The organism is Mesorhizobium sp. USDA 4413, assembly GCF_056280365.1.
Window position 1 is genome coordinate 5601195 of sequence record NZ_JBVPRP010000001.1, and the last position, 22490, is coordinate 5623684.

General features: G+C 61.7%; 16 protein-coding genes and 1 pseudogene. 5 read left to right on the plus strand and 12 right to left on the minus strand.

Annotation, left to right across the window (positions count from 1 at the left end):
* Positions 1-114: 114 nt before the first annotated feature.
* A complete protein-coding gene (locus ACVMIM_RS27380; RefSeq protein WP_476115702.1) occupies positions 115-450 on the minus strand; it encodes a hypothetical protein in 336 nt (111 codons plus the stop codon).
* A 120-nt stretch (positions 451-570) separates the two neighbouring features.
* Here ACVMIM_RS27380 and ACVMIM_RS27385 point away from each other — a divergent pair, with 120 nt between their 5' ends.
* Both ACVMIM_RS27385 and ACVMIM_RS27390 read left to right on the plus strand, forming a co-directional pair.
* Positions 571-1179 carry an ATP-dependent Clp protease proteolytic subunit gene (locus ACVMIM_RS27385; RefSeq protein WP_278048362.1) on the plus strand — a complete coding sequence of 203 codons (609 nt, stop codon included), beginning with the start codon at positions 571-573 and terminating at the stop codon, positions 1177-1179.
* A gap of 97 nt (positions 1180-1276) precedes the next feature.
* The gene (locus tag ACVMIM_RS27390; RefSeq protein ID WP_476115704.1) at positions 1277-1666 is read left to right on the plus strand and encodes a low affinity iron permease family protein; all 390 of its coding nucleotides are present in this window, start codon (positions 1277-1279) and stop codon (positions 1664-1666) included.
* A 16-nt stretch (positions 1667-1682) separates the two neighbouring features.
* On the opposite strand, the gene ACVMIM_RS27395 is transcribed toward ACVMIM_RS27390, so the two are convergent.
* From ACVMIM_RS27395 to ACVMIM_RS27420, 6 genes and pseudogenes are all read right to left on the minus strand, one after another.
* A complete protein-coding gene (locus ACVMIM_RS27395; RefSeq protein WP_476115705.1) occupies positions 1683-3398 on the minus strand; it encodes a tetratricopeptide repeat protein in 1716 nt (571 codons plus the stop codon).
* Positions 3399-4805, minus strand: coding sequence for an HlyD family type I secretion periplasmic adaptor subunit (locus ACVMIM_RS27400; protein WP_476115707.1), 1407 nt, complete (start codon positions 4803-4805; stop codon positions 3399-3401). It abuts the gene before it with no gap.
* A gap of 11 nt (positions 4806-4816) precedes the next feature.
* Positions 4817-7120, minus strand: a complete 2304-nt coding sequence (locus ACVMIM_RS27405) for a peptidase domain-containing ABC transporter (RefSeq protein ID WP_476115708.1) — start codon at positions 7118-7120, stop codon at positions 4817-4819.
* Between the two features lie 189 nt (positions 7121-7309).
* Complete coding sequence (locus ACVMIM_RS27410; protein WP_476117481.1) at positions 7310-7603, minus strand: hypothetical protein; 294 nt, start codon at positions 7601-7603, stop codon at positions 7310-7312.
* A gap of 3207 nt (positions 7604-10810) precedes the next feature.
* Positions 10811-11260: pseudogene (locus tag ACVMIM_RS27415) on the minus strand (DUF4347 domain-containing protein); the annotation flags it as partial.
* A 95-nt stretch (positions 11261-11355) separates the two neighbouring features.
* Positions 11356-11670, minus strand: a complete 315-nt coding sequence (locus ACVMIM_RS27420; protein WP_278048367.1) for a hypothetical protein — start codon at positions 11668-11670, stop codon at positions 11356-11358.
* A gap of 994 nt (positions 11671-12664) precedes the next feature.
* Here ACVMIM_RS27420 and ACVMIM_RS27425 point away from each other — a divergent pair.
* A complete protein-coding gene (locus ACVMIM_RS27425; RefSeq protein WP_476115710.1) occupies positions 12665-16432 on the plus strand; it encodes a glycosyltransferase in 3768 nt (1255 codons plus the stop codon).
* Positions 16429-17514 carry a tetratricopeptide repeat-containing glycosyltransferase gene (locus tag ACVMIM_RS27430; protein WP_476115711.1) on the plus strand — a complete coding sequence of 362 codons (1086 nt, stop codon included), beginning with the start codon at positions 16429-16431 and terminating at the stop codon, positions 17512-17514. The genes ACVMIM_RS27425 and ACVMIM_RS27430 overlap by 4 nt, the downstream gene beginning before the upstream one ends.
* An 83-nt stretch (positions 17515-17597) precedes the next feature.
* On the opposite strand, the gene ACVMIM_RS27435 is transcribed toward ACVMIM_RS27430, so the two are convergent.
* Complete coding sequence (locus ACVMIM_RS27435) at positions 17598-18326, minus strand: glycosyltransferase family 25 protein (protein ID WP_476115713.1); 729 nt, start codon at positions 18324-18326, stop codon at positions 17598-17600.
* A 113-nt stretch (positions 18327-18439) separates the two neighbouring features.
* Between ACVMIM_RS27435 and ACVMIM_RS27440 the strand changes: the two genes are divergently transcribed.
* Positions 18440-19330, plus strand: coding sequence for a hypothetical protein (locus ACVMIM_RS27440; RefSeq protein ID WP_476115714.1), 891 nt, complete (start codon positions 18440-18442; stop codon positions 19328-19330).
* Between the two features lie 162 nt (positions 19331-19492).
* Here ACVMIM_RS27440 and ACVMIM_RS27445 read toward each other — a convergent pair whose 3' ends face one another.
* The 4 genes from ACVMIM_RS27445 to ACVMIM_RS27460 all read right to left on the minus strand — a co-directional run bounded on the left by ACVMIM_RS27445 (position 19493) and on the right by ACVMIM_RS27460 (position 22418).
* Positions 19493-19927 (minus strand): hypothetical protein, encoded by a 435-nt coding sequence (locus ACVMIM_RS27445; RefSeq protein ID WP_476115716.1) that lies wholly within the window; start codon positions 19925-19927, stop codon positions 19493-19495.
* An 870-nt stretch (positions 19928-20797) separates the two neighbouring features.
* A complete protein-coding gene (locus ACVMIM_RS27450; RefSeq protein ID WP_040999638.1) occupies positions 20798-21067 on the minus strand; it encodes an exopolysaccharide production repressor protein in 270 nt (89 codons plus the stop codon).
* 45 nt (positions 21068-21112) lie between these two features.
* Complete coding sequence (locus tag ACVMIM_RS27455) at positions 21113-21655, minus strand: hypothetical protein (protein WP_476115718.1); 543 nt, start codon at positions 21653-21655, stop codon at positions 21113-21115.
* Positions 21656-21929: 274 nt separating this feature from the next.
* Entirely contained in the window at positions 21930-22418 is a 489-nt protein-coding gene (locus ACVMIM_RS27460) for an invasion associated locus B family protein (RefSeq protein ID WP_476115719.1), read from the minus strand.
* Between the last annotated feature and the right edge of the window lie 72 nt (positions 22419-22490).

A 22490-nucleotide genomic window follows, 5' to 3' on the forward strand; every position in this document is an offset into this window, starting at 1 on the left:
AGGATCGCTCTTTCCGGGGGACTTCGTCATTGTAGGCTTCTCTGTTCGACCAAATGTGTGCATGGCTGCCGGGATGAATCGAGAGCCAAACCTCTGGCGTCGACCTTTGTTCCGCTACTGCTGACCATTACCGCGGCCCTCGGCATCGTCCGATGCCTCATGGTCGGGCTCGGAAGCTTCCAAGGCATCGATAACCGGCGCCAGTGAATTCTCCTCGTCGGCATTCGATTCCGGCTCCGCATTTTCCTCGCCGGTTTTATCGAGCGCGCGTCGGATGGCATCTTCGATATTGCCGACCTCCTGCTCCCGCACTTCGCGACCGTAGCCGGCGGCATCGGCATCCTCCTCGAACTGCTGCGCCAACATCGGAACGCTGATCTCGGTGTCGGCAGGCAAATTGCCGACATTCTCTTCAAGCCAGCTGCGCAGGAATTCTTTCGTCGCGTTCATGGAGAGCCTCCTCGCAGCGAAATAACCGGCCTGTGGCGTCGATGTTCCCGAATCCGAAACCGCGAGGAACGAACGGATCGATGAATGGTTGGGATCTCGAGCATCCCGGCGAGACATTCCATGACTTTCCACGACGACAGCGTTTCACACGAGCAGGACGGCTCCGCCCCGAGCCGGGACAAGCTCCTGTTCCAGCCCAATATCTCCATCAACGGGCTGATCGATGATGAAACGGTCAGCTTCTTCCTCGGTCGCCTGGAGACGGTCCGAAAAGACGGTCAGGACATGCTAATGGAGTTGAACACCAGCGGCGGCGATGCGGACGCCGCGCGGCGCATCGCGCTGGAGGTTCGGCTGTTCCGGCGGCATTCCAGCCGCAACGCTTTCTGCGTCGGGAAGACGAAAGTTTATTCGGCGGGAGTGACGATCTTCGCCGCCTTCCCTAGGCAGAACCGTTTCCTGACCGAAGACGCCGTTCTTCTCGTGCATGAGCGGCGCATGGAAACGAGCATTGCGCTCAACGGCCCGATGCGATCCTGCATCCAGATCGTTCGCGAGCAGCTCGCCTTGCTGGAGACATCGCAACGTCTGGAGATGGAAGGCTTCAGGGAACTTGTCGAAGGCAGTTCGCTCAGCGCGGACGAACTTTACCGACGGGCGACGCAGAATTGCTACATCCATGCCGCCGAGGCGCTCAGTCTTGGAATGATAGGTGGCATTCTGCGTTAAGTTAGGACACGCGAACTTTTCTATTGGAGACCGATGGTCGCGCGGTTTGTTCGGTACCGGAGCAAACCGGCCGGTCTTCGGTTGGCGTAGATACGCGTTGCACCTCGCGCTGCCAAGCCGACTCGGCGGGAACCCGGATTGCCGTCAGCCGTTCGCAGGCATGGCGACATTGCAGATTCGAGAGGCGCTGACCAAGGTCGGCACATTGACGTCCCGACCAGCAGCTTTTTTGATTTTGGGCGGCTACACCGTCTCTTGGTTTATCTTCGAGCGGGAAACGCTTGACTGGCACGGCGTCGCGACGCTGATCACCTGGGCGATGACGCTGTTTATCCAAAGGGCCGAGCATCGCGACACCCAAGCCCTCCAGGCGAAACTCGATGAGCTAATCAAGGCGAACGACAAGGCTCGCAACGAGATCGCCGAAATGGACGACAAGGAGCCGGAAGAAATCGAGGAAATGCGAGACTCCAGCGAACGAAGCTGAGCCCAACACCCCGCCGCTATATCTCGGCGAGTTCGTCAGAGGCTTCCTGGAGACCGTGCGCAGCCGCCCGCTCGAGCCAGATGCGGGCGGCTGCGGAGTCATGCTCGCCGGCAATGCCTCTGGAGAGATAGCGGCCAAGCATGAGTTGCGCATGCCCGTGGCCTCTCTCTGCCGCCGCTGCAAACCATTCCTGGGCCGCCTTACGGTTGATCGACAGGCCTTGTCCGGTCTCGTACAATGCCCCGATCGCGAACATCGCCCCGGCATGTCCAGCAGCGGCGGCTTGCTTGAAAAGATGGGCGGCGGCAACGACGGAGCGTTCTCCACCACGACCGTTGTAAAGCATTTCGGCAAGAGCAACCTGCGCGTCCACGATGCCAGCTTTTGCCGCCCGCTCAAACCAGACGCGGGCTTGCCTCTGATCGGCAGCCATGCCTCGTCCTTCCTGAAGCATGCGGGCATACATGTATTGCGCCTCGGCAATGCCTTCGGCCGCGCGGCCCATCCAACGCGCCGCACGCTCCTGGTCCTTGCCGACGCCAACGCCTTCGGCAAAGCAGAGACCGAGATTGAACGCCGCAACCAGATCGCCCGATGACGCGGTTGCCCCAAACCATCCAGCAATGCTGATAGCGTCATCTGGTTCGCCCGCGCCTTCGAGGACGAGGTTTGCCAGATCAACTTGGGACTGGCGATCGCCACTGGCTGCTGCGGACCGCAGCAAGCGAGTTCCTTCCTCAGCGTCCTGAGCCACACCATTGCCCGAAAGATAGAGCGAAGCCAATGCACGTGACGCTGGCTGGTGACCTCCATCGGCAGCCCGGCGATACCAGGTCGCTGCCTCCGCAAAGTCCCGCCGAGGCCGGCTGGCATACAGCTCGCCCAAGCGATAAGCGGCATCGACATTTCCAGCCAAGGCGGCGCGACGCAACCAGGCTTCACCGGCGACAGGGTCCCGATCCACCAGGCTACCCTCGATGAGTGCTAGCCCCAGGCGGAATTGAGCGGATGAGAGTCCCCTCTCCGCCGCATTCCTATAAAGCCTCCGAGCTGCGTGCAGATCGACAGGCACCCCCATTCCGTGCTCGGTGAGGACCGCATACAGATAGATCGCCGTTAGGAGCCCGGCATCCGCGGCCCGACGAAGCTCTGTGGCGATTCTGGTTCTCTGCTCCGGCTGCCTCAACCGGATTAGAGAAAGGGCCAGCCCAAGGCATCCTTCCGGGCAACCGGCCGCGGCTGATTTTTCGTACCAGCCATGCGCGGCATCGAGATCGCACATCGCCTTTGGACCCTTGCTCAGTATATAGCCGAGCAGGGCCTGTCCTGTCGCGGACCCGGCTTCGGCGGCTTTCCGCGCAAGGTCGAGCGCTGCCGCGAAGTCCGGTTCTCCCGAGGAATTTCGTTCGAACAAGCCTTCCGAACCAGCCCCGATTTCCCGTGGCGCCAGCCCGGCTACACACAGCGCAGCAAGAAGGGCCTGCGCATCGGAGCTGCCGCGATCGGCTGCCCGCCGCAACCAACGCGCGCCCTCAGAATGGCTCGGCGGTACGCCAATGCCTTCCAGATAAAAGCGGCCGACCTGATATTGCGCTTCCACAATGCCGCCGCGTGCTGCGATGGCCATCAGCGCAAAAGCTTCCGCAGGCTTGCCGCTGACAGAGAGCTGGACTGCCCGGCGAAGTGCCAGCGCGGGATGAATGCGTGCAGTCAGGCGGTCGAGGATCGCCATCTAGGGCTCCCGCATCGCTTCCTGTCCGATCGGCAGCATGGCGCCCAACAGATATTTTAGCACTGTGCGGCGGCCCACTTTCACATCAGCAGTCACAGGCATGCCGGGACTGATCGCGAAGTCCGCCGGCAAACCATGGAGTGCAACATCGTCTATGGAGATTTGGGTGCGATAGAACAGATCCGCATCGGCGGGCAGCATGGCCAGCGAACTGTTTGGATCGCGCGCTTGTTCCCTGGCTGAAAAGGAGTCTGGGCTGACTGCGCGAACGGTGCCATGCGCCAGGCCATATTGCGAATAGGGAAAGGTATCGAACTTGATGGCCACAGGGTCGCCGACATGGACGAAGCCGCTGCTGCGCCCGACTATGTTGGTCTCGACCTCGAGGGTCGCGTCGGCTGGAACAAGTGTGATCAGGCGCTCGCCGGACTGCAGGACCGAGCCCACCGATACCTTGGCTACCGACTGAACAGTCGCATCGGCTTCGCTCTTCAATTCCACCAACTGCTTGCGCAGCTTCGCCTTGTTTAGGAGCTCACGCGCGTCCGACATCCGTGAAGTCGCTTCCGAAAGGCTTTGCGATACATCGGCGCGCCAGTTCTGCACGTAAGCGTCACGCTCGGCTGCGGCTGCGGCCTGCTGGCGCTTGGCAGCCTCGGTCGTCTGCTCGGCATTCTTGAGCGAGCGCGACATCTCCGCCGAGTTGTCTTCGGCGAGAAGCGTGTTGAGACGGCTCCCAACCTGCCGCTCTTCAAGCTGCTGCCGCATCTTTTCGATGGACGCCGCGACAGCCAGACGCTGCCGATAGCCCTCTGCGTCGGATTGTGAGCGCGAGATGACGGAGCTCAACTCGTCACGCTGCCTGTCGAAGCTTTCAAGCTTTGCGTCGTATACCGCCTTGCGGCGATCGAAGATCGCGGCCTGCAGTGTCCAGCTTGGGTCCAGTCCATCATAGCTGAAAGGCTTGCCGTCGGCCTCTGCCTTGAGGCGCGCCACTTCGGCTTCGAGGGTCGAGACCTGGGTGGCCAGCGCGGTCAGATCCGCTGAAGCGAAAGTGGCATCGAGGCGAGCCAGCAACTGGCCCGCCTTTACCCGCTGTCCTTCGCGCACCTCGATCGACCGCACGATCGCGGTCTCCAATGGCTGGACAATGATGTTGGGCGATTGCGAAACCACAAGTCCCCGTGTCGTGACGACCTGGTCGACGGGTATCAGCGCGGCGAGCGCAATCAAGGCGGCGACCATGCTGGAGATGATCCACACGATACTGCGCGCCATCAAAGGAATCGGTGCATTGGCGACTGCCGTCGACGGCCATTTGAACTCAAGGATGGCGGGCGCAGTCGGATCGCTCGCATCTCGCCGGCGCCGGTGAACTGGAAGGGTGGAATAAGTGGTGCTGCTCATTGCCGGCCAGCTCAGTCAGGTCGAGACGGCACAGCCGCCAGGCGGCCATGGCGGCCGTCAAGATGCCGGTTCTGCTGGAACCAGAGCTGGCGATAGACACCGCACCGCTCCAGAAGCACCGTATGGGGGGCAACATCGAGCACCTTACCCTGGTCCATGACGAGAATCTGGTCGCATTCGGTCAAGGAGGCGAGCCGGTGCGAAACGATGATCATCGTGCGCCCGCTGGCAATGCGCATCAGGTTCGCGCTCACCACGGCCTCGCTCTCCGGATCGAGCGCGCTCGTCGCCTCGTCTAGGATCAGGATCGTCGGATCGTGAATGAGCGCACGAGCGATTGCCAGCCGCTGCTTCTGGCCTCCAGAGAGATTGGGCGAACCTTCCTCGATATAGGTGTCGTAGCCGTTCGGCATGCGTTCGATGAATTCGGCAGCACCTGCCAATTGAGCGGCACGCATGGCGTCGGACAGCGTCAGCCCGGAACGTCCTGCAATGATGTTGTCCTTGATCGAGCCGCGGAACAGAAAATTGTCCTGAAGGACGACGCCCAGTCCCTGGCGCAAATGGCGGAGGTTGATTTCCTTGAGATCAACCCCATCGAGCTTGAGGAACCCGCTGTAGTCGCGGTTTATTCCCTGCAACAGGCGCGCGATCGTCGATTTGCCCGATCCGCTGCGCCCGACAATGCCGAACATAGTACCGGCCGGAATGTCGAAGCTGACCCGGTCGAGCGCAGGTGTTTTGGTGCCGATGTAACTGAAGGTCAGATCGCTGAACTTGATCTCGCCGACGAGCCTCGGCCGCAGCCCGGCGGAATTGGAACTGCTCTCCAATGGCCGGTTGAGAACCGAAGCGGCTTCCCCGATCGCGGCGCTGACCTCCTCATAGTCCTCGACTAGCCGTGCCAGTCCGACCAGAGGTTGCGCGACGCGTTGTGCGATCATCATGAAAGCGAACAGGCTGCCGACCATGTAGCCTGACGGGTCGTTCATCGCGAGATAGGCGCCGATCAGCATTGTGCCGAGAACCATGACGCGCTCGATCGGCGTGACGAGGGTCTGCGGCCAGTTGGCCAGTTCCCCGAAGGCGAGACGCGCCTTGCCCGCGTCGGCCACCCGTTCGTCCCACAGCGCCTTGCGCTGCGGTTCGAGCCCGAGCGCTTTGACTGTCTTGATGCCGACGACGGTCTCGCCGAGCGCGGCTGCCTTCCAGGTCTCCGCGTCCACGACGCGCTGATAACGCCGACGCAGCGGCGCAAGAAAGGCGAAGATCGTCGCCATGATCAGGACCGCGCAGGCGAGCACCATCCAGGCCAGTATGGGATTTATGTAGAAGATGACCGGGATCAGCACACACAACGTGATCAGATCCAGGAAGGTGCTGAGGAGCTTACCGGTCAGGAACTCACGAATGCGATAAACCTGGGCAAGGTGATACATCGTCTCGCCTGCAGGATGCCGCTCGAAATAGTCGAGCGGCAGGCGCAACAGCCTGCCGAAAACATGCAGATTGAGCTTCGTGTCCAGACGCGTGCCGACAACATTGACGATGAGCCGCCGAGCATGACCGAGTAGCGTCTCGTAGGCGAACACAACAGCGATCACAGCCGAGAGAAGCACCAGGGTCGAAACGCTGCTGAACTGCAGCACCTTGTTGACCACCGTCATTACGATGAGGGGCGGCAGAACGGTAAGAATGCTGAGCGTAAACGAGGCGATGCCAATATCACGCAGCGGGCGGCTCTCAAGCCGCACCAGATCGATCAGCCAACCAAACGTGAATGGCGCGTCCGCCGCGACGTAGGACCGCGCCGCCCGCAACAGGACAGCCTCGCCAGACCACACCTGGGCGAGGCGGAGCTCGTCGATCGGTAGAGCGTCCGCGTCATCGGAAGCGTCGACGCTCTTGAGGAAAACGAGGTTGTGTTCAGCGCTTGCCCCGATGAGGAGACCGGCTCCGCCATCGTTGAACAGGAGGACGATTGGCCCCACATGCTCAAAACGCAACAGATGCGACCAGCGGATCCGCAACGCACGAGACCACATCCCGGCGTCCTGGGCCCACTGCGAGAGGTCGGAGGCGGTCGGAAACGACCCTTCGTTCGTTGCCCTGAATTCGTTAGGATCGAGCTCGACACCGTGATAGCGGGCGACCTGGAGCATTGCTTTGATCCGCGGCTCGATCCGATCGAAAGCGGTGGGGCCGCCAGGGACCCGGTCCTCTCCGATCTTGTGACCTTGCCCGGCCTTGTCCGCTTCCAAGTCCGTGCGGATTGGGACCGGCTGAGCTACGGTATGTTGAGGAACGCTCACCATCTGCTTCCTCTGCCACCTGCAAGCGAGGTTTCGAGAACGCTGCCGCCACGACCGCGCCGGCGTGGGTGCCCGGCAACTCTATTGTAGTGCGAATAAGGCCGCGGCACGAGGCCTTTCCTTCTTTCCAAGACGCGAGGACGCGGGCCCTGCGTTTCCGCAGGGCCCGCGTGAGCTTTTCTCGACCGACACTCAGTCATTCGGCTTCAGAATATCCTTCAGAGCCTTTTTCAGCGTGTCGTCGGCCTGACCGTATCCAGCACCTTGCTTGCCCTTGTCCGATAGCAGGTCGGATGCGGCGCCGGACGGCTTGTTCTGGTTCTGACCAAAGCCCTTGACCGCATTGAGCACGTTCAAGAGATCGGTCGTCGCCGAACTGGCAGCCTGGCTCACGAGCTTCCCGAACGAGGCGGGGCTGGCTGCGCCGGACGATCCGGACTGCAAGAACTGCTTGGAGTCCGTCAGCCCGAGCGTGCCCGCCGTCAAGGTGGCGTGGGGTCCGCCATTTCCATTGCCTTGGCCACCGGCAGAGTTGCCCTGTCCTTGGTGCGAGCTGTTATCGGCATTGTTGTGGTCGCCGGAATTGCCTGGCGCGTCCTGCTGGCCATTGCCGTGCCCGTTGTTGCCCTGCGGACCTTGATGCCCGGTTTCGCCGCCCGGGCCTGTCGGTCCGGTAGCCCCCGTCGGACCGCCGCTACCCGTCGCTCCGGTTGAGCCGGTGGCACCAGTCGAGCCAGTCGCTCCAGTGGCGCCGGTCGCACCTGTGGCTCCGGTTGCTCCGGTCGAGCCCGTGGCACCAGTCGAACCAGTCGCTCCAGTTGCGCCGGTATCACCTGTCGCACCGGTGGCTCCAGTAGCTCCGGTCGAGCCCGTGGCACCAGTCGCTCCGGTCGAGCCGGTTGCTCCAGTTGCGCCGGTCGCACCTGTGGCTCCGGTTGCTCCCGTCGAGCCCGTGGCACCAGTCGCTCCGGTCGAGCCGGTCGCTCCAGTTGCACCGGTATCACCCGTCGCCCCTGTGGCTCCGGTCGCGCCAGTCGAACCGGTTGCTCCGGTCGCACCTGTGGCTCCGGTTGCTCCCGTCGAACCCGTGGCACCAGTCGCTCCGGTCGAGCCGGTTGCTCCGGTTGCGCCGGTCGCACCTGTGGCTCCGGTCGAGCCGGTTGCTCCAGTTGCACCGGTATCACCCGTCGCACCTGTGGCTCCGGTCGAGCCCGTGGCACCAGTCGCTCCGGTCGAGCCGGTCGCTCCAGTTGCACCGGTATCACCCGTCGCACCTGTGGCTCCGGTCGCCCCCGTTGAGCCCGTCGCACCAGTCGCACCAGTCGCTCCGGTCGAGCCAGTCGCTCCAGTTGCGCCGGTATCGCCCGTCGCACCTGTGGCTCCGGTTGCTCCCGTCGAGCCCGTGGCACCAGTCGCGCCAGTCGAGCCGGTTGCTCCAGTTGCACCGGTAGCACCCGTCGCACCTGTGGCTCCGGTCGCCCCCGTTGAGCCCGTCGCACCAGTCGCTCCGGTCGAGCCAGTCGCTCCGGTATCGCCCGTCGCACCTGTGGCTCCGGTTGCTCCCGTCGAGCCCGTCGCACCAGTCGCTCCGGTCGAGCCAGTCGCTCCGGTATCGCCCGTCGCACCTGTGGCTCCGGTTGCTCCCGTCGAGCCCGTGGCACCAGTCGAGCCGGTCGCTCCAGTTGCGCCGGTTGCTCCTGTCGAGCCCGTGGCTCCGGTCGAGCCGGTTGCACCAGTCGCCCCGGTCGAGCCAGTCGCTCCGGTATCGCCAGTCGAGCCCGTGGCTCCAGTCGCTCCGGTCGAACCTGTTGCTCCAGTTGCGCCGGTTGCTCCTGTCGAGCCCGTGGCTCCGGTCGTCCCGGTCGAGCCCGTGGCACCATTCGCGCCAGTCGAGCCGGTCGCTCCAGTTGCGCCGGTATCGCCCGTCGCACCTGTGGCTCCAGTCGAGCCCGTGGCTCCAGTTGCGCCAGTCGAGCCCGTGGCACCAGTCGCTCCGGTCGAGCCTGTTGCTCCAGTTGCGCCGGTAGCGCCGGTTGCACCTGTGGCTCCGGTTGCGCCCGTAGCACCAGTCGCTCCGGTCGAGCCGGTTGCTCCAGTTGCACCGGTATCACCCGTCGCACCCGTGGCTCCAGTTGCGCCAGTCGAGCCCGTGGCGCCAGTCGCTCCGGTCGAGCCGGTTGCTCCAGTTGCACCGGTATCACCCGTCGCACCTGTGGCTCCGGTGGCTCCCGTCGAGCCTGTGGCACCAGTCGCTCCGGTCGAGCCAGTCGCACCGGTGGCTCCGGTATCGCCGGTCGCACCCGTAGCTCCGGTGGCTCCCGTCGAGCCCGTGGCACCAGTCGCTCCGGTCGGACCGGTCGCTCCAGTTGCACCGGTATCGCCGGTCGCACCCGTAGCTCCGATGGCTCCCGTCGAGCCCGTGGCACCAGTCGCTCCGGTTGCTCCAGTTGCACCGGTATCGCCCGTCGCACCTGTGGCTCCGGTCGCCCCAGTCGAGCCAGTCGAACCGGTTGCTCCAGTTGCGCCGGTGTCGCCGGTCGCACCCGTAGCTCCGGTGGCTCCCGTCGAGCCCGTGGCACCAGTCGCTCCGGTCGAACCGGTCGCTCCAGTTGCACCGGTATCGCCGGTCGCACCCGTAGCTCCGGTGGCTCCCGTCGAGCCCGTGGCACCAGTCGCTCCGGTCGAGCCGGTTGCTCCAGTTGCACCGGTATCGCCCGTCGCACCTGTGGCTCCGGTGGCTCCCGTCGAGCCTGTGGCACCAGTCGCTCCGGTCGAGCCAGTCGCACCAGTATCGCCCGTCGCACCCGTGGCTCCGGTCGCCCCAGTCGAACCTGTCGCGCCGGTGGACCCAGTGGCACCGGTATCACCGGTCGCGCCTGTGGCTCCGGTTGCCCCGGTCGAGCCCGTGGCACCAGTCGAGCCGGCGGCTCCAGTTGCACCGGTATCACCCGTCGCACCTGTCGCTCCGGTTGCTCCCGTCGAGCCAGTCGCGCCGGTATCGCCCGTCGCACCCGTAGCTCCGGTCGAGCCTGTGGCACCTGTCGCTCCAGTGGCACCGGTCTCGCCCGTCGCACCTGTGGCCCCGGTCGAGCCAGTCGCTCCAGCAGCGCCAGTCGAGCCGGTCGCACCAGTAGCTCCGGTTGCTCCCGTCGCGCCTGCGGCACCAGTCGAGCCCGTCGCGCCGGTGGCCCCAGAGGCACCCGTCGCGCCAGTCGGTCCCGTTGTGCCAGTCGCACCGGTGGCTCCGGTTGCGCCCGTCGCTCCAGTCGCGCCAGCCGGGCCAGTCGGACCGACTTGGCCTTGGCCTGTGATGGTCAGAAGCCCGCCGTTGAATGTATCGCCGTTGTCGCCGTTATTTCCTTCGTCAGTGGTAAAAGAGTAGGCATTCCCACCGGCAGGGGAAAGCGTGCCATATAAATTGAAGCCGCTGCTATAGATGGCATAAGTATGGGTAGTATCAGGGACTGTTATCGTTATGGCAAAATTAGTAGCTACGCTGTTTGCCGCAGAAGGGAGGACAAAACTTCCAACAACCGTGGCAGGGCTTGTTGTTGTGTCGATCAGATAGAAAGTGTTGATACTTTTGCTGCTGCCGGCATCGATCGTGCCAGTAAGCGTAAGATCACCAGAGGCGAGCACCGCCATATAATCGGCAATGCCGATTGCCGTTATCGGCGGCAACTGCTCCAAGGAGTTCCGCTGAGCCGAGAGCTCCCAAGAACCGCCAAGGGCGGCCGCACCTACCAGCGATATCGAGGCGCAAACGCTAGCGCCGACGGCTGCTTCCAAGGCCTCTATAAAAGCTTCGCCAACATCCCCGGAGGCTGTGTGGCAGCTCCAAAGTCGCAACGCGCCATCTTCGGCAAGCGCCCTGCCGATTTCGGCGAGATCATCAGCCGCGTCCTTCAGAGTCAAGGCGGACCATTCGCCCGAGGTGAAATTCACTCGCCCTGGTGCGCCGTGGGCGATGATATGAATGGCGCCGAACTCTTTGTGTCCAGCGAGAGCTGCAGCGATCTGCTGCGCCGCTGGCCGGCACCCATCAAGCAACACCGCCCTGACTTCGGGCCTCAAATTGCAGAGGACGGTCTCGACATCGGAAACTGAAGGATCCACAAACAGAATTTCAGATGCGCGGGCCATAACTGGCTCCTGTTGGCTTCGAATTCAATTCAGGGGGGAAGAGCTGTCCACCGATCCGGCAGGCGAGCGTTTGGGCTAAAGAGTTTGGCCCGCGATCACCGTCCAGACGGTCCGGCGGCGCCGGCTGGCCGATGAACGGCCGGATTTTCGACCCGCAGGAAACTGGCGGCTTGGAAATTCCCACCGTCATCGAACGTGCCGATCGCAAATGAGCCAGCGGTGCTGGGGACCTTGACGGTGAGTGATACAGCGAGGCTTTGCTTGGCGGCCTTGGGAAGAATGACCTGGCCAACGATCGTGTTCTTGGCCGAGTCCAGAATAAAGTAGGTCACATTTTCGGTCGTGTCGCCAATCGGCAGCACGCCCCGAACACTGACCTCCATTGCCGCGAAACTCGCTGTATAACTCATAACGTCCTCCTTGCTGGCCGGCGGCTGCGCCGCCGCTTGTCCGGTTCGTATCTCGGTGTTCAGTCGGTGCCGCGCGCCCGCGATCGAACCAGGTGGCTCGAGCTCGCGGATCCCGAAAATCGGCCGATTGCGAGGTGTGATTTCACTCGTTGGAACGCGTCAGCAAACGAGCGACCGGCGGCTGCCCGCAAGTCGACGAGAGCTGAGAGGTTCGGATCAATTGGGGGTGCGGCCACACGGACTGCCGCATCGGTACAGGGGGGGTGGCCGGAGGGTATCACTCGAAGCACCGGGAACTCCATCACGCGCGTCGCAATCTTTCGACTGGACTAGTGAGGGAACCGACCCGCTCGCGAGGGGACACCAGTGGAAGGCACCAAGGACTGACAAAACCCCGGTCGACCACGATGCTGCACCCTCACGCAGCAAGTGGCTTTACTTCCGGACTCCAAGCTTCGCAGATATCCCGACCGACGGTGTCCCCGCAGGCCGCGATTACCCTCTCGTTAGTTAGACATTAGTAAATTCGAAAATTATAAACTTGTAAATGGCTTGGTTAATAAATTACGAATTCTACGAGAGCAGCAACACCCGTACGGTCAAAGCCCAAGTCCAAACATCGTGGGAAATCCGAGGTTTAGATCGAGCCCCTCTTTGGAACAAAAAAATGCAGCAGGATCCGAACACGGCCCGCCGAACAACTGGTGCCGGTCAGCTCAAGGGGCTCGTCCGGAAGTTGCAGCGGCCCGTCCAGAGCGCGATGCCGTCGTTGGATGTCTGAAGATGCCGGACGGAAGGAGCGAGATTGGAGCGGACCGGGCAAAACCCGATCCAGTGCTTTTACGAAATCATCCAAACGACCGAAGCAGCTGCTGCTGCGTTCCGCAAGAATATGGATGGTTGCGCATCCGAATAAATCGCTGTCTCATATGACGCCGCGAGACCATCACCAAAGCCTCTGCTAACAATGTTCTGTGGGGTCCACAGTCAGCGAATGAGTACCGCAAAACGTCTCTGCCTAAATATGATCGTCAAGAACGAGATGGCCAATCTTGAGCGTTGTCTCGGTGCGGTCGCCGATCACATTGATTGCTGGGTGATTGGCGACACCGGCTCGACCGACGGAACGCAGGATTTCATCCGCTCTTTCTTCGCCGCCCGCAGCATACCCGGCGAGTTGCATGAATTCCCGTTTCACAATTTCGAGCAGGCGCGTAACGCGGCCCTCGAGCATGCCTACGCCTCCAGCCTCGGCTACGACTACCTGCTCTTCGACGACGCCGACATGGAGCTCGTCGTTGAGGATCACCGCTTTCGAGAACAGCTCGATGCGCCGGGCTATCGGCTTCTGCAAAAGTCGGAGTCGGGCCTTGCCTATTGGAACACGCGTCTGGTGAGGCGCACATCGGGCGCGCGCTACCACGGTGTGACCCACGAATACATAGACGTGCCTGATGGCGTGCACGAACTGCGGTGTATCTGGTACAAGGACCATGCCACAGGTTCGAACCGCGTCGACAAGTTCGAGCGTGACATAAAGCTCCTATTGGGAGCTCTGGACAAGGATCCGGAAAACCATCGCTACTGGTTCTACCTTGCGCAATCCTACCGTGACGCCGGGCGGACGGCGGAGGCGGCGGTGGCGTACGCCAAACGCGCCGCGATGGGCGGCTGGGACGAGGAGGCATGGAACGCCCGCCTCCAGGAGGCTCGGTGCCTCAAAAAGATGGGCGACGATGCCGGTTTCATCCACCAGGCCCTCGCCGCGTTCAACGCGCGCCCGCAACGCGCCGAGCCGCTTTATGATCTTGCGCACCATTATCGCGAGAAGGGCATGAACGACGCCAGCGTGCTGTTTTCGGAAGCCGGACTGGCAATCAAGCGACCCGAGCAGGACATCCTGTTTCTCGAGGATTTTGTCTACACCGCAGGACTGCGGGAGGAGTATTCGATTGCCGCGAACTACGCCCGCGATCCGGCGCGTAAGGACCGCGGTTTCGCAGTTTGCAACTGGCTTGCGCTTGATCGGGAAATCGGCGACGGGCCGAGGGACCTGGCGCGATCCAATCTTTATTTTTACATGCGGCCGGCGAACGAAATCATGCCGTCCTTTAAGGCACGACGGATCGATTTTGCCGCGCCTGAGGGTTATGTGGCAACCAACCCGTCGGTAGCGCGCCTGGGCGAAGGAATCGTGCTGCTGCAGCCAACCGTCAACTCGACGCCGACCGTTGCCGCCCAATACCCAACGCCCGGCGAGGCGCCGATCACAACGCGCAATTTCCTGCTGCGTCTCGACAGCGATCTCGTCACGAAGGACGCTCGCGAAGTGCTGCCACCGGCTGATCTGCCGTCGCCCGCCTACGATCGGGTGATCGGTTTTGCGGATATGCGGCTGTTAGCCTGGCGCGACAAGCTTTGGGGACTTGCCTGCGTGCGGCAGCTCACGCCGGAGGGACGGTGCGAGCAGGTACTGGCAAGAATTGAAGACACTGGGCTCGGACCACACACTCTCACCGATTGGCGAGTGATTCGCCCGGCCGGCCAACGGCAGCACGAGAAGAACTGGATGCCGCTGGTCGAGCCCAGTTCTGACGGCAGCGACCGGCTCCGTTTTGTCTATCGGTGCGACCCCACGAAGATACTGGACGAGAGCGGCCGGACGGTTTCGGAGCAAGCGCCGATGATCGCGGCGCCACAGTTCAGCGGCAGCTCGCAGGCGATCGTGTTCGACGGCGGCTGGCTGGCGCTGGTGCACGAGGCACGCGCGAGGCCAAACGAGGGCCGGCATTATCACCAGCACCGCTTCGTCTGGTTCGACGATGGCCACCGACTGACCAAAGTCTCGCGACCCTTTTACTTCCATGACAAGGGCTTGGAGTTCGCTGCCGGGCTCGCCTGGCATCCTGATGCCAAGCGCCTGATGATCTCCTACGGCGCAGGCGATAGCGAGTCATGGATCGCGACCGTGCAGGCTGACCAGGTCGCCGCGTTGCTCGACGACGTTGCGCAACTGGCTTCGGGTGTGAACATTGCCCGTCTCGAGCCGACGCCACCTCACACCCCGCATGGCGCGGGAGATGCCGACAGGATCAGATTTGGCGGCAGCGGCAGCCGACCCATTGGCGCCGACGCACCTGCCGAACCGAAGCCTTTCGGTTTTCTTTCGAGCCGGACGACGGAGGAGTTCTTCCGCAAGTTCGCGCCGTTCCTGGAAGCGGCCGATTCGCCGGCGGAACGGCAAAGGCAATCGCGGGATTTCGATCGGCGCATCGCGCCGTTCTTCAGCGATGGCGCGGCGCTACCGCAGATCCACTGCTTCTACGAAGTGCTTTCCGAAAAGGCCGAGCATCGCACCCTGATTGCCGCCACCGCCTCGATGCGGGCGGCTGGCCATCCGGTGCGCGTTTGGAGTTATTCTCCGAAGAGATTGGACTTCCTGTTGCCGCATGGCGTTGAGGTTAGCGCTGCCGACGAGGTGATGCCTCGGGCTACGTTCGAGCGCATCGTCGCTGGTTCCGAGATCAGGTATTTCAGCGATGTCTTTCGCTACGCTGTGCTGTACGAGCATGGCGGCCTATGGATGGATTCCGACATCATCATGCTAAGGCCGTTTGCCTTCAGCGGCGATCATTTCTTCAATCTGCAATGGCGTGGATCGCACAAGGGTCATTTTGTTTGCGGCAACGTCATTTACGCCAAGCCCTACAGCCGACACCTCAGGGCGCTTTATGAAATGTCTATCGAGCGCTTCCACGCGGCACCGGGCAAGGAATTTGGTGACATCGGACCAAAGCTGCTGTCCGACTACATAGCCTCGGATGCCGGCTCCGAGTTGCACGACCAGGTCTTCAGCCCGATGTTCTTCAACTCGATCGACTGGACGGAAACAGACAGGTTTGAAAAGCCGATCGCGGAACTGGCGGACTATTTGAACGACGATCGCGTTTTCGGAATCCACCTTTGGACGGCGCGCAACGAAGCCAGGCCCGACGAAAAGAGCGCCGCGTTCATCGAGCAGCTTATCAAGCCGCTGGAGGGCTTTCCTTCCTTCACAACGCTTGCCGACAAGTTCAACACCGACAAGAACCGGCATACCGGCAACCGACACTGCTATGCGAGAATCTACGATCGCCTGCTGTCGGCGCGGCGCTTGTCCATGCGGCGACTGATGGAGATTGGGCTCTGCCGCGGGTTGGCGGAACACAGCCAGACCGAGACGCCTTCGGTGACCCTGTGGCAGAGTTATTTTCCATTTTGCCAAGTTATCGGCATCGACCTGACGGATTTTTCATGGCTCAACAACGAGAGGTTCAGATCCTTCGTCTGCGACCAGTCCAACGTGGAGGACCTTCGCCGGGTGGCGGCGACGATCGGAGCGCGGTCGCTCGACGTCATTGTAGACGATGGCAGCCATGCGTCCTTCGACGAACAACTTACGCTGCGCGAGTTCTTTCCGCTTCTTGCCGAGGATGGTTGGTATTTCATCGAGGACCTCGACTGGCAGCCGCCTGGCGAAGACCCCACCAAGATTACGCCGACCAAGGCCTTGTTGCGGGAAATCAAGGAATGCGGGACGGCGCGGTCGGTCGATCCGCTGGGTGTCAGTACGCTTGCCGGACAATTCGCCGAAATTCTCTTCTTCGATAGCCATTATGAGCTCGACCGGGCGCAATTGCTCGGTGGGCTCGTGGCCATCCGCAAGCGCGCAAATCCAGCTTATCCGTATGACAGCGTCGCACGCATGGGCAAGGCGTCGTGAAAGTCGCAGTCTATACCATCGCGTTGAACGAAGCCGCCAACGCGGAACGGTGGGCCAATTCGGCCGCGGACGCGGACTATCGGATAGTCGCCGACACTGGCAGCAGTGACGGTACGGTGGAACGGCTGACCGCCGCTGGGGTCACGGTGCATAAGATTGCAGTCCGCCCTTGGCGCTTCGACGATGCCCGCAATGCCGCCATGGCGCTCCTGCCCGATGACGTGGACGTATGCTGTACGATGGATATGGATCGATTTCTCGAAGCCGGCTGGCGACAGAAGCTAGAGGCTGCCTGGACCCCCGAAACCTCAGCCCTCTTTTGCAAGACCATTTACAGGTCCAGCGTCGACGATCCGACACCGCTGCGAGGGTGGTCGACAAAGAATTTTCACCACCGATGGGGATATCGCTTTAAGCGACCGGTCCACGAGGCGCTCGTCTTCACCGGAGAGAGAGAGGTCACGGCGAACAGCAGCGACATAGTGATGTACGAGGTGCAGGATTTATCCAAGCCTACGCGGAGCAACTACCTGCCGTTGATGCAAGTGGCGCACGAGGAAGATCCCCAAGACGCGCAAATCTGTTTCTGGCTCGGACGAGACTTGATGTGGGCGGGCCAACAAGAGCGGGCAGTCGAACTGCTTGAACGCTACCTGGCCCTGCCGACAAGCAGATGGGACGAAGAGCGATCCGAGGCCATGCGCTATATAGCCCGCATGCAGCCGGAGCAAAGGTTGGCCTGGCTGGACAAGGCCAGGATGGAAGCGCCGCATCGACGTGAAATCTGGCTTGACCTTGCCGAGGAGTTTCACGGCAAGGCCGACTGGCTCAATCTGTTCTGGGCCTGTAGCAACGGCATCGAGAAGACGCGTCGCACTGGAAGCTATCTCGATGACGCGAGCTGCTGGGGTTTTCGGCTCTACGATCTCGGGGCAATTGCCTCGTGGCACCTGAATGCGATGGACCGTGCCGTCGAATGGGGGCAGTTGGCGCTGCAACTCGACCCAGGCAACCAGCGACTTAAGACTAACCTCGATTTCTTCGTTCGGCAGCGCAACGAGGATCGAGAAAAGCGACCTTAACTCATCTCTTGGCCCGGAGAGCCGATGAATTCATTGGGGACCAGAATGGGCTAATCGACGTGGAAGACGTCTCACCTGACGCCTCACGTATTGATGCGCACCGAGTCTTCGGGCTGTTCATTGCTGATCACAAGGGGTGGGAGGCAGACATATGCCTTCAGTGAAGGCATGACTCCGTTCATTAGGCAATCGATTCCCGTGTTGCTTAATCTGAGGCCAAATCCGGCAAAATCCACGATCATGGGGCGTATCGGCAGGCACCAGTCGAGCAATGCCCGCGCCCCACGAGGGGAAACCGAGTAGCAGACTAGCCCCAGAAGATGGCGTGCGCGAAGAAGGCGGGGTTCGGTTTGTGCTTCTTGGAAATTTTGGATGTTAGCCATCACCTCACCGGAAAAAAATTCGAGCCTTGCACCGGTTCCTCCTGGAAGTGCGTCTAGCCAAGCATAGCATCGCAAACTTGCGCTCCACAGGATGAAGTCCCAATCAGCTTTGACGGAGGCCACAAGCGAGGGCATTTCAATTTCAAAGCGGCGCGAAAAAATCGCGTCGTCTTCTGCGATGGTGATGGGCTGATCGCGTTGCACCGCCTCCTTCCACAACTCGATGTGAGACACGGCGCAGCCCAGGCTGCCGGCAGTGTATTCCAGATCCTGGGAGACGATGTTTTCCTCGATAAGCCGACCGCGATCCAAGCTGCGCCCATCCGTACCGGCAAATCTCTCTACATTGCTCAGATGGGCGTTCACCGTGCGAAATTTCGCCAGTCGATCCAAGCTGCGATCGAGATTGATCACGTGCACGCGGTCCATGATCGCCTGCTCACCCCTGCCTCTTGAAGATTGTAGATGCTATTCCAGTTTCGGCTTGTCCGATATCGAGAATTACAGTGGTAAGGCGAGATCTTGTTCGGGTACTTGGCTCGGTGGCCGGCATTTTCGTTATAGCGGCCTCCACCGCTAAAGACGCCTTTCGAAAGGTCCCCTACGCCATGGCGGCAAACAGGCTTCATAACAATCGGCCTGCTACGCTCCTCACCGCCCCAATCGAGCTCGCCGGCGATTGGGGGCGTATGCTTCCGCGTGCCGCGCAACAGGTCGTTGAGCGCACGCGTCACGCCTGCCTTGACGAAGTCCGTCTTCTTTCCGACCGCCAGCCGGAGCGGCTTCGCGTCGACGAGCACACTTCAGGACAGCCTGCCATCTGGCTTCACCCGGATGGCAGCAACATGGCGTGGATCATCGTCGACATCGGTGAACGCGACTGGTCGAAGCTAGCCTATCAGTTCGGGCATGAGCTCGGCCATGTCTTTGCCAACAGTTGGCAAGCCGATGCCAAGCCGGCCCCCCCATGCCAATGGTTGGAGGAAGCGATCGTGGAGGCGTTCTCGCTGCGTGGCCTAGGACGCTTGGCGAGGGGCTGGAAACAAAACCCGCCCTTCGCCGGCGACAACGCCTTCGGCGATGCCATTGCCGAATACCGCGAGAACATCATCAAAGGCTATGAGGCGCTCGCCGGTAGGCAGGGCCTCACCCGCGACCCTGCAGCATGGTTTGCCGACCACCGCAGCGAGATCGAAATTCCGGGTCTTAATCCATTCGCGCAAGCGATGTCCTTGACCTTTCTAGAAGAATACGAGCGGGTTCCAGAATCCATCGAGGCAATTGCCGCACTCAATCGCTGGCCTGGTCGGAGCGGCATTCCAGTCGCCGAATATCTCCAGCGATGGAAAGACAGCTGTGCCGAGTTGCATGCGTCACCTCGCTTGCCGCTCCGCCTGGGAGAACTTTTGGGAGCACGGCCTGGCATCAAGTGAGGAGCATGCCGGGATACTGAGAACCAAGCCCCGGTAGCGGGCCTGATGTAGCTCGGCACGGGCGACTGCTGCGAGCGCGGCAAACCGAACCTCTGATTTGTCCCAACCGTGGTGTTCGCCCAGTTCGGTTCGGTAGGACATGTGGGATGACGTCAGGCATGCTTACTGCCGGCTCTGCCCTCTGGTCGCCGGCAAGCTAGGCGGCGCCTCAGGATGCAGATGCGCGTCAAAGATGGCGAGCTTGAGCCCATATGTGAGGCGAGTTTGCGTGCTGCAGGCGTCGCAGATGAAGACCTTGGCGCTCTTGATCCACGACCCTTTTCGGACCACTGGTGTTTCACACCCGGGGCAATGGAAAGTTAGATCAGCCTCGAACAGTTCGCGTGAAAGTGTCATCGTTTCGTCTCCGCCGCTGGCGGCGACGCAAAATTTGTGCCGAGCTTGATGTTCGAGGTTGATACACGTCATCCGTTCACATGGCAGAAACATTAGTGATTGCTGATAAAATTGCTTAGCCGGTGTGATGCCCAACAAGCCTGCGCCGGTCAGGCCCGGCTTGTGGTCTACCCCGCTACCGGCCGGGCCGCCCGTTGCCAAACATGGCTTCCGCTACTCCTCTCAAGCGTCAAAGCAGGGGCTGGCGACTTGCGTTCGGCAATCTCGGTCGGCGGGGCGCCAGTCGCTAGCGGTCGAATTTGAGATCCCAATGCAAGCGGCGCTGATCTGGCTCGCACTGATTGGCCAACGCTAAGGCAGCGCTCGTCTGCACTGAGCAATCCAGCGGCAGTGCTGTTCCGGCAAAGTTTTCTGGGGTGCCGCCCGATGCCCGGCATTTCATCTTCATCGCTGTTGTTCCAAGTTCGCTCGTCGTGCCGAGGAGGATTGGATTGCTCGCGGTGCCGGACAAAATGGCGAGAAGGACGTTGGGCCTAATGGGACCGGGCCCTCAGTCCAAATTGCTGGTTTTCATCAGGCCAAATAGCTTGCTCTGTGGGAAAGGCGGAGCAGATGGTGGGAAACCGGGCGATTGCGGTACGAGATTGGTCTTGCGCCATGAGTGACGAGATTGGCCGTGTGGTGTTGGCCATAAACTCGACGGATGGTGACACGACCTACGTTCTCATGACGATCTTCCAGGCGGCAAAAATGGCCCAGGAGTTGCGATCGCCGAAGTTGGTTCCCCGATACGACATGTAGCCGCCAGCCGACGAGCGATCGCCTAAAGGCAATCCATTTCCACAAAAAAGGCCGATCGCTGCAGAATTGGCGAGGCCTGAAGGTTTGGCCATAGGCTACGGTCGGAACATCACAGAAAACGCAATACTATGTGTGATCGGGAGCACACTGTGCCGATCGCAACAATGGCTGTCAGCGATGGACCCCGCTTCCAGGGCGATCCGCAATTGCATGGTCGAGACCGGCTGAACGCGCGAAAGGCCCAGTTCCAAAGTTGCGGCTACATGGCGATCAATGGCGGCGAGCGCCATGCAGGTCTTTAGAAGCGTTATCTCGGTTGCCCGCTGGCTGTCTTTTAGGGGCCTGTGCCGCCGGCTGGTCAACGCGCGGCTTGTGATATGTCAGGCCGAGAACCAGCCCGAAGTACCCCACCTGCAAAAGCAGTGCTGCTGCTACGGTCCAACCGCCTGCAAGCCACACTGATCCAGTGGCAGCGAAAACCCACGCCGCCACAGCGATGAGGATCGCGATCATCCCCACCAAAAACTGCGGAAAATACATCTCCTGCACATTCCCCAACGGAAGCGCACGTCGTATTTCATTATTTTAGAAAATACGCAAGTACCTTCTGCCCACTGGCGGTCGCCCGTTGTGCTCGCAGCCGAGACGTAGACGGCGAGTTGGCCCAGATTGTCCGAGATCTTGCTGTTGGGTGGCAACATGGCCGGCACGCTCGCGCAAGGCTTGGCAAAAAGGCACGACCCTGACCATGGTCCCCTCGCAGGCCGATCCGGTCGGGGCCGCGAAGATAACGCCGGCGGCGGGCCCGTTATACTGGGTTGTCGCATAGTCCATGCCGACGAGCGCCTGCATGGGATACTTGTCGGCGGCCTGGTCGTTCCAGGACGACTTCACGCCGAACTTCGTGCCATTGGTCAGAACCTGCCCGAGAACCGGGAAGACTTCGAGCAGGCTTGTACGCCCGCCTGCTTCACGTTGCTGGAGAAAAGGCGAGTCGGGGAGCGACGGGTCCGCGGCGACTTCTGCCCGCGCCGGGGTCCCGGCACCAATCAGACTTGCGATCGCGGCGTAGTTCGCCGCGGCGTAGCCCACGCCCACCATCGCCAAGGCCAAAAGCAGGACGCCCAAGGAAGTGCGGCCATCTCCGCTTAGGTTCGACAAGGCGCTGGACGTCCGCCTCGACGGTCGGGCTGCGGCGGGGTGCCGGGATAAACTGGTCTTGCTGGCTCATCTGTCCTGCCATTTAGTCGGCAGGCGCAACACGGCCATCAGGCGGCGCCGGGGCGACCGGCTGTCGAGGGTAGCTGAAAGCCAGCTGCCGGCGAAGCTGCGACCAATGTCCATTTTGCGCCCTCCGTCTGATCGCAGCATTCGCACCGCCTGGGGCCCCGTTTTCGAGTTGCTAAACGCCCGCCAAGGCCTTGAGCCTGTCGAGCGCCGGAGCGAGGCCCTTCAGCGAGACCGACAGCGTCAGATCCTTCTGGTCGGTGCTTCTGAGCTTGACCTTCAGCACGGAGCCGGCGCGCAAGGCCGAAGCGGTCTGTCCGTCGAAGCTGAGCGGCACGACGCAGCCGGCCGGCAGGCAGGTCGAGAAACGCAGCGGCTCGAGCGGCTGGCCGTCATCGACCTGCAAGGTGGCGCCGGCCTCGAGCAGCAGCCCGAACGGCAGAATGAGCGTGCCGGCAAGGCTGTCATCGGCGTTGTGCCTCAGTTCCACGGCCAGGATGCGCTGGCCGTTCTGCTGCGTCTGCTGCTGCGAGATCGCGCACACCACATTGGATGCGTTGCTTTGGCATGTCAGGCTCCAGTCCTGATAGGTCTCCTGCAGCGAGGACGCTCCGCCGGGCAGCGCCGGCCCCTTCTGCTGAGCGAACACCGGTGCGGCAAACATCACCAATGCCAAGGCTGCCGCGGCTGTTCGTGGGAGCTTCGAAAATCGCAACTCAATCATTCCTTCTTCCGG

Excerpts from the sequence above, each read along its gene's own strand:
- ACVMIM_RS27395 (WP_476115705.1), bottom strand. The coding sequence starts at position 3,398 with ATGGCGATCCTCGACCGCCTGACTGCACGCATTCATCCCGCGCTGGCA.
- ACVMIM_RS27405 (WP_476115708.1), bottom strand. The coding sequence starts at position 7,120 with ATGGTGAGCGTTCCTCAACATACCGTAGCTCAGCCGGTCCCAATCCGC.
- ACVMIM_RS27425 (WP_476115710.1), top strand. The coding sequence starts at position 12,665 with ATGAGTACCGCAAAACGTCTCTGCCTAAATATGATCGTCAAGAACGAG.
- ACVMIM_RS27400 (WP_476115707.1), bottom strand. The coding sequence starts at position 4,805 with ATGAGCAGCACCACTTATTCCACCCTTCCAGTTCACCGGCGCCGGCGA.
- ACVMIM_RS27435 (WP_476115713.1), bottom strand. The coding sequence starts at position 18,326 with ATGGACCGCGTGCACGTGATCAATCTCGATCGCAGCTTGGATCGACTG.
- ACVMIM_RS27450 (WP_040999638.1), bottom strand. The coding sequence starts at position 21,067 with ATGTATTTTCCGCAGTTTTTGGTGGGGATGATCGCGATCCTCATCGCT.
- ACVMIM_RS27385 (WP_278048362.1), top strand. The coding sequence starts at position 571 with ATGACTTTCCACGACGACAGCGTTTCACACGAGCAGGACGGCTCCGCC.
- ACVMIM_RS27460 (WP_476115719.1), bottom strand. The coding sequence starts at position 22,418 with ATGTTTGCCGCACCGGTGTTCGCTCAGCAGAAGGGGCCGGCGCTGCCC.
- ACVMIM_RS27420 (WP_278048367.1), bottom strand. The coding sequence starts at position 11,670 with ATGAGTTATACAGCGAGTTTCGCGGCAATGGAGGTCAGTGTTCGGGGC.
- ACVMIM_RS27380 (WP_476115702.1), bottom strand. The coding sequence starts at position 450 with ATGAACGCGACGAAAGAATTCCTGCGCAGCTGGCTTGAAGAGAATGTC.